This window comes from Clostridioides sp. ZZV14-6154, assembly GCF_020657785.1.
Classification (GTDB): Bacteria; Bacillota; Clostridia; order Peptostreptococcales; family Peptostreptococcaceae; genus Clostridioides.
Genome location: NZ_JAGWCY010000002.1, coordinates 212,249 through 227,514, shown reverse-complemented (window position 1 = coordinate 227,514; position 15,266 = coordinate 212,249). Strand labels below are relative to the sequence as shown.

Below are 15,266 nucleotides of genomic sequence, written 5' to 3'. Positions count from 1 at the left end.
TTTATATTTTCTTATTTTACTAAAAATGTACTTAACTTAAAAATAATTAAAATAATATTTTTATCATATTCTTCCATAATCTCTTTAACATTTTAGTTTTGTTAAAAATTAAAAATGTGCTCCTTCCCAAAAGTTGTGATATTTTAATTATCACAACTTTTGGGAAGAATACACACTTTATTTTACACACTCAATTTATATTGAGTATGTATTCTCAAACTTATTAAATTATATATTTATGTATTTTTCTGTTTTTGCTTATCATTAAGTTTACATTTTGAACAGTTTCCTAGACATTCATCAACCATATCTAGACATTCATTAAATGCTACTTTACTACTATTTTTATGTCTTACGATTAATATATCTTGTTTTTTAGCCTGAGACTCAACTGTTCTAGACATCTTATGTGAAACTGTTGATGTAAGTATAACAACGGCATCAGGTTTTCCTATAGAGTTATTTAATTTAGATGACATAGTAGTGTATACTTTTGTTTTATAACCTTTTTTCTTGGCCATAACCATATAATCTTTTTCCATTCTTTCATGGCCACCAATCACTAATAAGTTCATTAGACTGCCTCCCGCCTTATTTGATATCGATTTTCATTATTATTTATATTATATATAATAATATCTAGAAATAAATTTGTCAACACTTATTGATATTAATTATCATTTTAATAATAGAAGGTTTTATTTTTAGTAACTTTTCAGTGTTAATAAATTTAAATTTATTGACACTAAAAAGTTATTGATATTGCATTATAAATAATGTTTTATATAATAAAAAGCTGTGAAATTTGATGATATCACTCATCAAATTCACAGCTTTTAAAAACTTAATCTATTACTATTATTTTAAATTCTTTTTTATTCCTTTGTTTAATATACTTTCATAATCGATAAAGTCATAAATATCTTCCTTAAATACAGCTGAAAACTTATGTAATTCTTCTAGTGTTAAATCTTCTATTGCTTTTTTATTGTCTTCACAATATATCACAATACTTCCAACTATTCCATGTGCATCTCTAAAGGCAACATTATTTTTAACTAGATAGTCAGCAACTTCTGTGGCATTTAAAAAACCATTTTTAACTGCTTGTTTCATTTTATCTTCATTTACCTTTAATGTAGCTATCATTCTTTCCATTATTTGTATACACATTTCAAGAGTGTGTACACTATCAAAGAATCCTTCCTTATCTTCTTGCATATCTTTATTATAAGCTAGTGGTATACCTTTCATAACTGTAAAAAGACCAAATAAATTTCCATATACTCTACCAGTCTTACCTCTTATAAGTTCTGCACCATCAGGATTTTTCTTTTGAGGCATTATACTACTTCCAGTAGTATATAAATCATCTATTTCAACAAACCCAAATTCTTGTGAACTCCAAAGTATCAATTCTTCACTAAGTCTACTTAAATGCATCATTATGATTGAAAAATCACTCATTAGTTCTAATAAATAGTCCCTATCACTTACACCATCCATAAAATTATCTACAACTTTTTTAAACCCTAATTGCTCACAAGTTATATTTCTATCTATATCATGTGTAGTTCCTGCCAAAGCTCCACAACCTAAAGGTGACTCGTCCAATATCTCTATAGCATTTTTTATTCTTTTTTCATCTCTATCAAACATACTATAATATGCCATCAAGTGATGTTTAAAAGTTACCACTTGTGCTCTTTGAAGATGAGTATATCCTGGCATCATTACTGAATTTTTATCAGCAACATCTTTTATAGTTTCTTTAAATCCAGATATTAACTCCACTAAATCGCTTGCCTTTTCTTTCGCATATAATCTCATATCAACTGCAACTTGGTCATTTCTACTACGTGCTGTATGAAGTTTCTTCCCAACATCACCTATTCTTTGAATTAAGTTTATCTCAGTAAAACTATGTATATCTTCATAATCTCCATCTAATGCCAATTTTCCATTTTCAATATCTTCAAGTATTCCATTTAGACCTTCTGTTATAGCTTTTCCCTCTTCATCTGTTAAAAGCCCACATTTTACTTGCATATAGACATGTGCTATACTTCCTTCAATATCTTTTTTGTACAGCACACAGTCATACCCAAAAGATTTATTAAATTCTTCCATAAGTTGATTTTCAGCTTTTCTAAAGCGTCCACCCCATAATTTCATATTTTTCACCTCATATTTTAATTTTTTATATTTTAATTGTAATATTTTTACTTTAGCTAAAAATAAAAAATCTCTTGGTCAAAAAGACCAAGAGACGAAATATTCCGTGTTACCACTCTAGTTGATAAACAATGTTTACCCACTCTATTCTCTTAAGGCGAGATTACCTATTACCATACTGAATTTCAAGTAATATTCTCCAAAGCTCTCTTCAATATAAAGTATTATCATTAGGCTTACACCATCCCTAACTCGCTGAGACTTGCTTTATATCTACTCTCTTCTTCACTGAATCTAAATTTTTATATTTTACCTATTTGTATTATAATTACTATCTATAAAATAGTCAACCTATTTTTTCCTTTAAATGCCTTTTTTAAGAACTAAGTGACTCTTCTAACTCAAAAAACTTATAAATTGCTTTTGCAACTCCACTCTCTTGGTTGCTGTCTGTCACATAATCGGCCTCTTGTTTAATCAATTCTTCTGCATTTCCCATAGCTACACCAAGACCAGCAAATTTTATCATTTCTATATCATTGTAATTATCTCCAAATGCAATTATATCTTCTCTATCTATGTTCATTTTTTCAGCTAAAATTTTAACCGCATTGCCTTTATCAACACCAATATTCATAACTTCAATATTATTTGGCCAAGAAGAAGTTATTTTTATGCCTTGAACTTTTTTTAATTCTTTTCTTATTTCGTCTAAAATAGCTGGATTTTTTTCTTCTATTATTACAAACTTTAATATGTCATTTTTAGAAATCTCTTCTCTTAAATCATCTCTTACAATGACTTCTGTTTCAGAACCCAAAAACACACTTATTCTATCTTCACGTCCTTCTATTTTTTTTGAAAGCATAGAATCTATACTATTACATTGATAGTAAATATTGTATTTGTCTAGCACATCTAAAATATCTAGACATGTTTTTGTATCAATTTTATTTGAATATATTATATTTCCATTTTGTTCCCTTATCAATGAACCATTACAAGCTATTATTGGCATATCTTCTTTAAGAAAATCTACATTGCATTTAGCTGAATCGAAAGCTCTCCCTGTTGCTAAAGTTACATTAATACCACTTTTAATAACTTTTTGTAGTGCAGTTTTATTTTCATCAGTAACTTTATGGTTATTTCCCAATAAAGTTCCATCCATATCTGTTACAATCAATTTATATCCCATCATCCAACTCCATAACATTTTATTGTATACTTATATTTCCTTAATCTAATTTAAAGAATTACCCTTATTAAATTATATCATAACTTTACACTTAAACTATTCCAATTTATAAAATTAATAACATTCCTATACCTCCATATCAAAGCAAAATAAATCGTTTCTTGTAGTATTTTTCTGAATATTTTCAATTTATAGTCTTATAATGCTAGAAATTTTACAATATATGATATATAATCATATTAAATAAAGTGAGCTATTATAATATTTATATTCGTTTTTTACTATCATGTATTTTCACAATATTTTAAATCTAGCAACTTTTTTAACATTTATTATTGACTAAATAAGGAGTGATAAACTATGAAATTAAAAATTAACAAAGCTATTGAAATGCAGTTGAAAAAAAGTTATGCCATAGAATCTGGTCATTGCGAAAATGTATTCGAGATAGATTGTGGCGAAGGTATAAACACAGTATCTTTCTCAAATAAAGCTGTAGAAGCTTTTAATGCTTTAGAATTTGATATGATAAGAGGATACCCGCATTCAATTAGTCTAAAAGACAATATAGTTGATTATTGGAAAGACTTTACAACACTAACTACTGATAGAATTTGTCTAGCGGATGGTTCTATACATGTTATTTATCTTTTAAATAGATTATTTATTGAAAAAGGAGATAAAGTTTTAGGATGTTCACCTCAATTTTCAGAATATGAAACAGATATAAAAATGCATGGTGCTACTTATGACTATGTTCTTTTAAAGAAAGAAAATAACTTCAAGTTTAATGAAAAAGAATTTATTGAAAAAATAAATTCAGAATATAAAGTAATTTACATAGATAACCCAAATAATCCTACTGGACAAATTATACCTCTATCATCAATTGAAAATATAGTAAAAGAGGCAGAAAAATATGATATAGCTGTTATGGTAGATGAGGCTTATGGTGAATATATGCCAAAAGAAAATTCAGCTGTAAAACTTTTAAATGATTATGACAATGTAATTGTTTTAAAAACATTCTCAAAAGGTTTTGGTTTAGCAGGACTAAGAGCAGGATATGCAGTCCTTCCTGAACAACTTGTTAATCCTATTAAAAAGATATCTACTCCTTACGAAATATCTGAAATCTCTCGTAGTATTGCAGCTAATTTATTAGACGATGTTCAATTTATAGAAGAATTAAAAGAAAAAACAAAAGCTATAAAAAATCAACTATTGATTCCATGGAAAAACCTTAACATAGCTGAGACTAGTGATACTGTATCTATAATGACAGTTGAACATAAAAACAAAGATATGGATTTACAACAAGAATTTGCAAAATTAAAAATAAGAGTTATATCTGGTAGCGATTTTACTGGACTTGATAAAAACTTTATAAGATTTAGAATGCCTGAAGAAAAAGAACTTCCTAAAGTTATAAAAGCATTCCAAATAATCGATAACTTAGAATAAATCTAACTATATAAGGGACATATTGATTTTATCAATATGTCCCTTTAGTTTAGTATTTTTAATTATTTTACAGTATTTCTATTCATTAATTTATTAAGTTCCATCAATATTGATGAAAGTAATGCTAAACCTAAACAAATTCCTAATTCATATAAACCAAATACTGTTGGAATAGAGAATATTCCTCTCAAAACTGGCATTAATGTTAAAGAGTAAAGTCCAAAACATATTAAAACTGCTCCTATAACATATTTATTACTAAAAAATCCTAGTTTTACTATTGTCTGATTATTAGAACGTGCAGGCAATGTTTGCATTATTCTCGCTAATATTAAAGTTGAAAATGCCATCGCTACACCAAGTTCTGTTGATACTTGTAGCCCTATATATTGTGCAATTATTGTAACTATACCAATTATACAACCTCTTATAGCCACTGCTTTTAATGTTCCTCCTGCCAGTATACTTTCATCTGGATGTCTAGGAGGTTTATTCATTATATTTTTTTCTGATTTTTCAAACCCTAATGCTATTGCTGGTAAGGAGTCATTTACTAGGTTTATAAATAAAAGTTGTAAAGCTGTAAATGGATTTGGCCATCCTGCAAATACTGCAAATAAGATAGCCACTATGGCACCCAAGTTTCCTGCAAATAAATAAGTTATTGCTTTTATTATATTGCTATATACTGTTCTACCAACTTCAACAGCATTTACTATACTTGCAAAGTTATCATCAACTAATACCATAGCAGAAGCATCTTTTGCTACATCAGTACCACTTCCCATACCTATACCTATATCTGCTTGTTTTAAAGCTGGTGCATCATTGACACCATCACCAGTCATAGCAGTTATGTTATTCTTATGTTGCCATGCTTTTACTATACGAATTTTGTTTTCTGGGGAAACTCTGGCATATACACTTATATCTTCTAATTTTTTATTTAATTCTTCTTCACTTAATGCATCTAACTCTTTCCCTGTAAGTGCTAAATCTCCATCTTCCATTATACCTATTTCTTTTGCAATTGCTGCTGCTGTTGTTTTGTGGTCTCCAGTTATCATAACGGTTTTTATACCAGCACTCTTCGCTTCTTTTACTGCATCCATTACTTCTTCTCTTGGTGGGTCTATCATTGCCATTATACCAACCAATGTCATATCATGTTCATCATCAATTGAAGGTGTAAAACCTTCTTCTGGGACATCTTTTATTGCAAATGCTAATACTCTAAGTGCTCTATTTGAAAACTCTTCATTTCTCTTCTTGTATTCTTCTATTATCTCATCTGTTATGTCTACTTTTGAGCCATTTTTTAAAGCATATTTACATCTACTAAATACAATATCTGGAGCACCTTTTGTAAACATTATATAATCTCCATATATACTATTTACTGTAGACATAAGCTTTCTATCTGAATCAAATGGTATTTCATTTATTCTAATATATTTACTTCTTAATTTATCATAATCTAAATCGTTTTTGCTTGAATAATTTATTAATGCAACTTCTGTTGGGTCACCAACTTCTTTTCCATCACTAGTTATATGAGAATCATTACATAATGTAGAAACCATAGTCAACAATTTAGCATGGTAAGAATAATTTATATTTTCTTTATTAAGCTCATCATTGTTAGTTCCATACATATAACAGTCCACAACTGTCATTTTATTTTGTGTAAGAGTACCTGTTTTATCAGTACATATAACACTTGTTGAACCTAAAGTCTCTACAGCTGGTAATTTCCTTATTATAGCTTGTTTCTTTGCCATACTATTTGTTCCAACAGCCAGTACTATAGTAACTATTGATGATAAAGCTTCTGGTATTGCTGCTACTGCTACTGCTACAGAAAACATGAATGAATCGAGAATAATTTGTGTCATTTCTCCATTCCCAGCCATCATGTAATTTCTTGCTACCTGAATTATAAATATTAAGAGTGCAAGTACTACAATACCTACACCAAGCTTTTTACTGAAAGCTTCTATTTTTTGTTGTAATGGTGTCAACTTATTTTCGGCAGTTTCTAAAAGACCAGCTATTTTACCCATTTCAGTCTCCATACCTGTTCCAGTTACTACAAATGAACCTCTACCATAAACTACTACAGCACCACTAAATACCATGTTTTTTTGGTCACCTAAACTTACATCTTCGTTTATTTTTTCTGTATGTTTTAGAACTGGTTCTGATTCACCAGTTAACATCCCTTCTACAACCTTTAATGATTGTGCTTCTATAAGTCTTCCGTCTGCTGGTATGTAATCACCAGCTTCTAAAAATACGATATCTCCAACTACTAAATTTTTTGCTGGAATTGTCATTTTCTTATTGTCTCTTATTACCTTTGCATTTGGTGCAGATAAATTTTTCAAACTTTCTAATGAACTTTCTGCTTTTTTTGTTTGTACAACACCTAAAACAGAGTTGATAATAATAACTGCAAAAATTATTATGGACTCTACAGTTTCACCTAAAAATATTTGTACTAAAGCAGCTATCAATAGAATTATTACCAGTGGGTCTTTAAAACTTTCTAAGAAAAGCTTATACGTAGGAACCTTATCTGCTTCCTTTAATTCGTTAGTTCCATTTTTTTCTAATAGCTCTTCTGCTCTTTCTTTGCTCAAACCATTTAAGCTTGAGTCTAAATTTTTAATTATTTCTTGATAAGTACTTTTGTAAGACATTTGTTGCCCTCCTCTTTAATAAATTTATTTTATGTTTGGGGACTCTTATGTATACTTGAAATTTGAAATTTTTCAAATAAAAAATTCCTTGAATAAAAAAAGCCCCCAAAACAAACATACTTAATGCTTATTTTGAAGGTCTTGCTATCAAGGAATTCCTTGCTAATTAACCGAGTATTTCTACTGTCCTGACGATTAATTACCACTTTCGTGTAAGCTACTCCCCTTCGAGTAGTTATCTTTAATTGTATTTACATTATAACACTTTACACAATTAATAGTCTAGCTTATTTTTTATTTTAACCTAAATTTAACAAATTATGGCTTAATCTATATGCAAATATTCTTCTAGTGTTAAATTGTTCATTGCAAAGTTTTTACTGTGTTCAGTTCCAACATATCTATAGTGCCATGATTCATACATGTATCCTGTTATATTTTCTTTTCCCTCTGGATATCTAAGTATAAATCCATACTTATATGCATTTTCATACAGCCACTTAGCTTCTTTTGTATTATTAAATTTTTTATTTGCCCAACAAGATTGGTCGTCTCCTCCAATATCAAATGCAAGTCCAGTTTGATGTTCACTTTCTCCTGGCTTAGCTGAAAATCTGTTTGCTTCCTTCTCACCATTTTTTTCTGCATATGAGTTAAATAATTTTTCTTGATATTTGTAACTTCTATATGTACTAAAGGCTTTTAGATTTAATCCTGCTTTTTGAGCCTCTTTATTCATTTTATAAAAAGCATCTTTTGCTTCATTACTTTCTTGTGGAGAATAGTCTTCAGGTAAACTATACTTTTTGTTTGCTACTACAATATTATTTATTGATAAAACGTTCACACCTTTTCTATACTTACTTATTTCATATGCCATGATTTTATTTTCTCCACTAGAGATATTAATAAACATTTTTGCGAAAACTAGAAAAAATGCAAAAGCTATAATCAAACCTCTTTTCTTTTTCATATACTACACCCCCATAATTTAGATTTAATACCTAAAAAATTTAAAGACATTTTACTTCATAGTATAATCATATCATTAATTTATTGCAAATTCTTTAAACAATTCTTAAGAAACTCTTAAATTCTTCTTTGTATTACTAAAACTAACAATATTTTTTTCAAATTTTTTATATCACAGGTCCAGATATTGATTTTTTTTCCAAATGATGTATAATGTATTTATGGAAACTTTAAAGTACTATTTAGTACTTATCGTTTTTATATGAAAGGAGATAGCCAATTGACTGACAAGCAAAAACTTATTATAACTATTGCTCAAAGAATCTTTGACCAAAAAGGTTTTCAAAATACTTCAATACTAGATATTGTAAAAGAATGTAAAATGTCTAAAGCTACTTTTTATAAACATTTTGAAACTAAAGAAAGTTTTATCTGTGAAATAATTAATTATTATGATGAAAAATTTTTAGAAATTATACATTCTATTAATGAAAATAAAGATATCCATCCATCTGAAAAATTAAAAAGAAAAATAATAGCTGTATGGGGAAATATTTTTTCTAGAACTACTATAAATACTTATGTGAGGGAAAATTTCTCTGAAGTGCAACGTAAAACGACAAGTAAGTTACAAAAAAAATCTCGTGCTAATTTATTAAATGAATATAAGTTGAGTTTATTTGATAATTATGGCAACAAAATAGAAAACATTCTATTTGATTTAGTTTTCTTACTAGATGCTCTAATTCACCAGTTTACATATATTATTCATATACAAAAAAGAGAAATAAATGTATACTTTATTGCTGAATTTACTATCCAAATACTCGATTTAGTTGTAGAAAATGCTGATAACCTAAATCCTTTAATTGAAAAATCAATGTTTTTATATGAACAAGAAGATGAAGCTTACTCTTCTCTTTATAGTAAATCATTATTTTTTAAAACAATACAGGATATAGAAGAGCTAATCAAAACAAACACTTCTCTTATTGAAAACCCTAAGTTACTAGAAGCATCAAAAAAATTATATGAAGAAGGAAAAAATCAACTATACGATTCTTTAATTATGGATGCAATGATTACATATCTAGAAAAAGAAGACATTTTGAGACCAAAAGTACTTTTATTGAATAGTATTAAAAATCAGTTAAAAAAGGAGACGTTATAAACTATGGAAATACAAAGTAATAGCAAAAACAATAAAAAAGGAAATTTGATAATAGCAATCGTAATGACTGGTGCTTTTATAAGCTCTCTTAGTCAAACATTACTGGCAACTGCACTTCCCAATATAATGTCAGATTTTAAAATTACTGCTGATGTTGGTCAGTGGTTAACTACAATTTATCTACTTATTGCAGGTATCATTATTCCTACAACAGCTTACTTGATAAATAGATTTAGTACTCGAAAATTATTTATTACATCAATGACTATCTTTTCTTTAGGATGCATTATTGCGCTTTTCTCTCGTGATTTTTCAACTATGTTGATTGCTCGTGTATTACAAGCAGTAGGTTCTGGCTCTTTAATGCCACTTTTACAAGTTATTATATTATATTTATGCCCTATAGAAAAACGTGGTACAGCTATGAGTCTAGTCGGTATTACAGTAGGATTTGCTCCAGCAATAGGACCAACTTTATCTGGATGGTTAGTAGATTCATTTGGTTGGCATAGTTTATTTTTACTACTTTCACCTATAGCTATACTAGATGTTATACTTTCATTTATATTATTAAAGAATGTTGGAGAAGCCCAAAAACTAAAACTGGATATACCTTCAATAATACTATCTTCTTTAGGCTTTGGTGGTTTATTGATTGGGTTTACTAATCAAGGTAATTATGGGTGGACTAATAGTGCCACATATTTACCAATAATATTAGGAATTGTATCATTAATTTTATTTACATGGCGTCAATTAAAATCTAAAGAACCATTCTTAGAATTAAGAGTTTTTAAAAATAAACCATTTCTTATTTCTACATTATTAATTATGATTGTATATGCTTCAATGATGTCTGCTACATTAATGATACCTCTATATATTCAATCTGTAAGGGGATTCTCTGCACTTGCTTCAGGTTCTTTAATGATGCCTGGTGCTATACTAATGGTTGCATTAAATCCAGTCGCAGGACGTCATCTAGATAAATATGGTCCTCACGCTCTATCAATATTAGGAACTGGATGTTTATTTTTAGGAACTTTATCTTTTGCGTTTTTAGGCAAGGATACATCTTTAATTCATGTATCATTAATGTATTGTATTCGTATGATTGGTATTTCAATGGTTCTAATGCCATTAACTACATGGGGAATTAAAACACTAGATAGAGAACTTATATCTCATGCTACAGCAATTAATAGTACACTTCGTCAAATATCTGGTGCTATAGGCTCTGCTATACTTATTACTATAATGACAACTGCTACTAAAAAAGCTCACATGAGTTCAGCTATCCTGTCTAATATCCATGGAATAGATGTAGCATTTTCAATAGCAGCCACACTTGCATTTATTGGATTAGTTATATCAATATGTTTTATAAAAGAACGACAAACTATTAGAAGTTAATATAAAAAAAGGAGGTATCTTAAAATGAACTTTTTAGTTTATGAGGCACTCTTTTTTTGTATGAAATCAAATATATTTTCATCATTTCAACAATGAAAAAAAGGCTTATCTCTATTTTGAGACAGCCCCTTTTTTTCAGTTTGAAAAATATTGTAATCTTATAATACAGCTATTACTTCTATTTCAACTTTAACGTCTTTTGGTAATCTAGCAACTTCTACACAAGCTCTTGCTGGTTTATTTTCTCCAAAATACTCAGCATAAACTTCGTTTATAGCACCAAATTCATTCATATCTTTTATAAATACTGTAGTTTTAACTACATTTGAAAAATCAGCTCCACTTTCAGCTAATATTGCTTTAAGATTTTTTAGAGATTGAGCAGTTTGAGCTTGTACATCTCCTTCAACTACTTCCATAGTTTCTGGTACAAGTGGAACTTGTCCAGATACAAATAATAAGTTTCCAGCTTTTATAGCTTGAGAATATGGTCCTAAAGCTGCTGGTGCATCATTAGTATGCAATACTTCATGTTTCATATTAAAATCCTCCTAATTGGTTAATCTACTATACATAAAATGTATCTTCATACACTATTATACTATTTTTCTTGTATATTATATACACTTTTTATTATAATTCTATAATTTTAAAACCTTTTTCTTCTATTGCTTTCTTTATTTTCGCTATATGGTCATAATCTATTGTTTCTAATATAAATTCCGCACTTTGTTTTCCTAGAGCTTCACCTGCTGATAATTTACCTTGATTAGCACTTAAAATATTTCCACCATTCTCACTTATTATTCTAGTTAATTCAGCAAAGTTTCCTGGCTTATCTTCCATAATTGTGCTAAATGAATATCTTCTTCCTTCTTTAGCTAGAGCAACACCTATTATTCTATATAATGTATTTATATCTATATTACCACCAGATATTATACACACTACATTTTCGTCTTTTGCTGGTACATATTTACCACTTAATATTGCAGCTGTACACACAGCCCCTGCACCTTCTGAAACTATCTTTTGACTTTCCATCATAAATAATATTGATTCAGCTATTTCTGTTTCTTCAACTACTACTATTTCATCAACTAATTCATTTATTATTTCAAAAGTTAAGTCTCCAGGAGTTTTAACAGCTATACCATCAGCTATTGTACTATCATTAAATGCTGTTGTTACTTTGCCGTTTTTAATTGACTCTTTCATTGAAGGTATATTTGCAGTTTGAACACCAACTATTTTTACATTAGGATTTAATGCCTTTGCTGCAACAGCAACACCAGATATTATTCCTCCACCACCAACTGGGCATAGTATAGTATCAACCTTATTATTTAATTGTTCGAAAATTTCAAGAGATATAGTTCCTTGCCCTGCTATAACATATTTATCATTGAATGGATGTAAGAAAGTTGCTCCTGTTTCTTTTTGTATTTCAACAGCTTTTGAATATGCATCATCATAAACTGCACCATTTAAAACTACTTCTGCTCCATAACCTTTAGTTGCACTAACTTTTGCTAATGGTGCAGTTGCTGGCATTACTATTGTAGATTTTATACCAGTCATTTTTGCGCCTAATGCTACACCTTGTGCATGATTCCCTGCACTTGAAGCTATTACTCCACTTGCTTTTTCTTCGTCTGTTAAACTTGCTATTTTATTACAAGCTCCTCTTAATTTAAAAGACCCTGTTTTTTGAAGGTTTTCACATTTATAAAAAACCTTTGCGCCTGTTTTTTCGCTAAGTTTAACGCTTTCAAGTAAATCAGTTTTTTTAACTATGTCTTTAATGGTCTCTCTAGCTTCTTTCACATCTGTTAAGGTAACATTTATCATTTTATTCCACTCCCGTAAATCCAATTTTTATTTATTACTTTCTATATAATTCTATATCTTTTTTTTTTAAAAATCAACATGTAAACGATTTTTATAATTTTTTAATTAATCACAAAAAAACTAAAAATACAACAATTGAATACAATAAACATATATATTCAATTGAGTTACATTACACTAAATGATAATATTAAAATAATTTTTACTTTTTTATCAAAATAACAGTTTATTCTTTATTATTTTTACTAAAATTTATATTTATATTATTTTGTTTAATTAAAAATTGTTTTTTTAATTTTCTTTAATAACATTAATATTACCAATCTAACCTAAAATATTTTTATAAACAACTTTAAACAAAAAGAAAGTTTTATTTTATACATTTTCATAATAATAAAACTATACCTTTTACAACAAATAAAATAAAAAAAATAAAATGCAAGTTAAATTAGAGTTTTATTTTATATAGTAATCATTTTTTATTAAAAGGTATTTTATCTTTTAACATACATTTTATAAAGCTAAATAGAGTTATTATTTTAATTTTATACTTTACTTTTTCTATAAACCTATTATAATTAAAGTATAATCATTTTAGGAACTTGTTTATTTTATTATAAAAATGTGAAACTTATTACATAAGGAGGAATTAAACATGAAAAATAATACTTATAAAGAAATCAAAAACATATATGGAAAAATAAGTCCTTTTGAATTTAAGGACAAATTAATAGATATTGCGAAACATACTGCAAATGAAAATCATAGAGAATTGCTTGATGCAGGTCGTGGAAATCCAAATTGGACTTGTTCAACTGCTAGAGAAGCTTTTTTCACTTTTGGTCATTTTGCGATTACTGAAACCCGTTCTAATTGGGATTTAGGTCATTTAGCTGGTATGCCTCAAAAAAAGGGCATTAAGGAAAGATTCTTTAAATATATAAATGAAAATATAGATATGCCTGGAGCGTACTTAGCTAGAGATATTATAAATTTTGGTATAAATGAACTTGGATTTGATGGTGATGAATTTGTTCATGAACTAGCCGATGGGATTATTGGTGATAATTATCCACTTCCAGATAGAATGTTACCTCATATGGAAAAAATAGTACATGATTATCTAGTTCAAGAAATGAAATATGATATATCAGGTAAATATGGTGATGTAGAAATATTCGCTGTTGAAGGTGCTACAGCTGCTATGTGTTATATATTTGATTCATTAATGGCAAATGAACTTCTAAAAAAGGGCGATACAATAGCTTTAATGACTCCTATATTTACACCTTATCTTGAGATACCTAATCTTCCTCGATATGATTTTAAAGTTGTAAATATAAACGCCAATGCGGTTGATGAAAAAGGTGCTCATACATGGCAGTATACTAAGAAAGAATTAGAAAAGCTTCGTGACAATTCTATTAAAGCTTTATTTGTTGTTAATCCTAACAACCCTGCATCTATAGCTATGGATGAGACATCTTGTAATAATCTAATAGATGTAATTGAAAATTATAATAAGGATTTAATGATAATATCAGATGATGTATATGGGACTTTTGTAGAAGATTTTTCATCATTAATGTCAAAACTTCCTTATAACACTGTTGGAGTTTATTCTTATTCAAAATATTTTGGAGTTACAGGATGGAGACTTGGTACATTCGCTCTTCATAAAAAGAATGTTTTTGATAAAAAAATAAATGATTTAACTGGAGAATTAAAGAAATCAGTAGATAAGCGTTACAGTGATATGAGTCTTAACCCTTCTAGCCTTTCATTTATGGAAAGAGTTGTTGCTGATAGTAGACTTGTTGCTCTCAATCATACTGCTGGTCTTTCAACTCCACAACAAGTTCAAATGTCATTTTTCTCTGCATTTGCATTAATTGATAAAGTTGATGCCTACAAAAAACTTAATATGAGTATATGTCATAGACGTCAAAAACTATTGTTTGAAGCTTTAGAGCTTCCAGTTAATAAAAATAAAAATAATGCTGCATATTATACTCAGTTTGATATTGAAGAATGGGCTAAAATAAACTATGGAGAAGATTTATTCAGATTTATAAGTAAGAATGCATCTCCAGTAGATATACTTTATAGATTGGCTAACGATTATTCAGTAGTCTTACTTAGTGGAAATGGATTCTACGGACCTGAATGGTCAATTAGAATATCTCTAGCAAATCTATATGATGAAGCCTACACTAAAATAGGGAAAGCCATAAGAGAGATATTGAATAGTTATATTGCTGAATGGGAAAAAACAAAGAAATAATTCTAGTACACTGAAATATCTAAATTATGCGAATAA

Annotated in this window: 11 protein-coding genes and 1 other annotated feature; of the genes, 4 read left to right on the top strand and 7 right to left on the bottom strand. The window is 28.4% G+C overall.

Annotation, left to right across the window (positions count from 1 at the left end):
- Positions 1–236 precede the first annotated feature (236 nt).
- The 3 genes from KGF45_RS07515 to KGF45_RS07505 all read right to left on the bottom strand — a co-directional run bounded on the left by KGF45_RS07515 (position 237) and on the right by KGF45_RS07505 (position 3,391).
- Positions 237–575 (bottom strand): DUF2325 domain-containing protein, encoded by a 339-nt coding sequence (locus tag KGF45_RS07515; RefSeq protein ID WP_021385441.1) that lies wholly within the window; start codon positions 573–575, stop codon positions 237–239.
- Positions 576–858: 283 nt separating this feature from the next.
- Positions 859–2,175 carry an argininosuccinate lyase gene (argH, locus tag KGF45_RS07510; protein ID WP_227828170.1) on the bottom strand — a complete coding sequence of 439 codons (1,317 nt, stop codon included), beginning with the start codon at positions 2,173–2,175 and terminating at the stop codon, positions 859–861.
- Between the two features lie 87 nt (positions 2,176–2,262).
- Positions 2,263–2,473, bottom strand: a binding site (T-box leader).
- 78 nt (positions 2,474–2,551) lie between these two features.
- Positions 2,552–3,391, bottom strand: coding sequence for a Cof-type HAD-IIB family hydrolase (locus KGF45_RS07505; protein ID WP_227842125.1), 840 nt, complete (start codon positions 3,389–3,391; stop codon positions 2,552–2,554).
- A gap of 342 nt (positions 3,392–3,733) precedes the next feature.
- Here KGF45_RS07505 and KGF45_RS07500 point away from each other — a divergent pair, with 342 nt between their 5' ends.
- Entirely contained in the window at positions 3,734–4,837 is a 1,104-nt protein-coding gene (locus KGF45_RS07500; protein ID WP_227842123.1) for a pyridoxal phosphate-dependent aminotransferase, read from the top strand.
- A 62-nt stretch (positions 4,838–4,899) separates the two neighbouring features.
- Here the strand turns inward: KGF45_RS07500 and KGF45_RS07495 are convergent, their stop codons facing one another.
- Positions 4,900–7,539: a cation-translocating P-type ATPase gene (locus KGF45_RS07495; RefSeq protein WP_227842121.1), complete on the bottom strand. Its 2,640-nt coding sequence runs from the start codon at positions 7,537–7,539 to the stop codon at positions 4,900–4,902.
- Positions 7,540–7,864: 325 nt separating this feature from the next.
- The gene (locus tag KGF45_RS07490) at positions 7,865–8,512 is read right to left on the bottom strand and encodes a D-alanyl-D-alanine carboxypeptidase family protein (protein WP_227828166.1); all 648 of its coding nucleotides are present in this window, start codon (positions 8,510–8,512) and stop codon (positions 7,865–7,867) included.
- A 261-nt stretch (positions 8,513–8,773) separates the two neighbouring features.
- Between KGF45_RS07490 and KGF45_RS07485 the strand changes: the two genes are divergently transcribed.
- Complete coding sequence (locus tag KGF45_RS07485) at positions 8,774–9,682, top strand: TetR/AcrR family transcriptional regulator (protein ID WP_227828165.1); 909 nt, start codon at positions 8,774–8,776, stop codon at positions 9,680–9,682.
- 3 nt (positions 9,683–9,685) lie between these two features.
- A complete protein-coding gene (locus KGF45_RS07480; RefSeq protein ID WP_227828164.1) occupies positions 9,686–11,095 on the top strand; it encodes an MDR family MFS transporter in 1,410 nt (469 codons plus the stop codon).
- A gap of 158 nt (positions 11,096–11,253) precedes the next feature.
- On the opposite strand, the gene KGF45_RS07475 is transcribed toward KGF45_RS07480, so the two are convergent.
- Together KGF45_RS07475 and ilvA are read right to left on the bottom strand one after the other, a co-directional pair.
- Positions 11,254–11,634 carry a RidA family protein gene (locus tag KGF45_RS07475; RefSeq protein ID WP_227432527.1) on the bottom strand — a complete coding sequence of 127 codons (381 nt, stop codon included), beginning with the start codon at positions 11,632–11,634 and terminating at the stop codon, positions 11,254–11,256.
- Positions 11,635–11,728: 94 nt separating this feature from the next.
- Entirely contained in the window at positions 11,729–12,946 is a 1,218-nt protein-coding gene (ilvA, locus tag KGF45_RS07470) for a threonine ammonia-lyase (RefSeq protein ID WP_227828163.1), read from the bottom strand.
- 655 nt (positions 12,947–13,601) lie between these two features.
- Between ilvA and aspD the strand changes: the two genes are divergently transcribed.
- The gene (gene aspD / locus KGF45_RS07465) at positions 13,602–15,230 is read left to right on the top strand and encodes an aspartate 4-decarboxylase (protein ID WP_227828162.1); all 1,629 of its coding nucleotides are present in this window, start codon (positions 13,602–13,604) and stop codon (positions 15,228–15,230) included.
- Positions 15,231–15,266 lie beyond the last annotated feature (36 nt).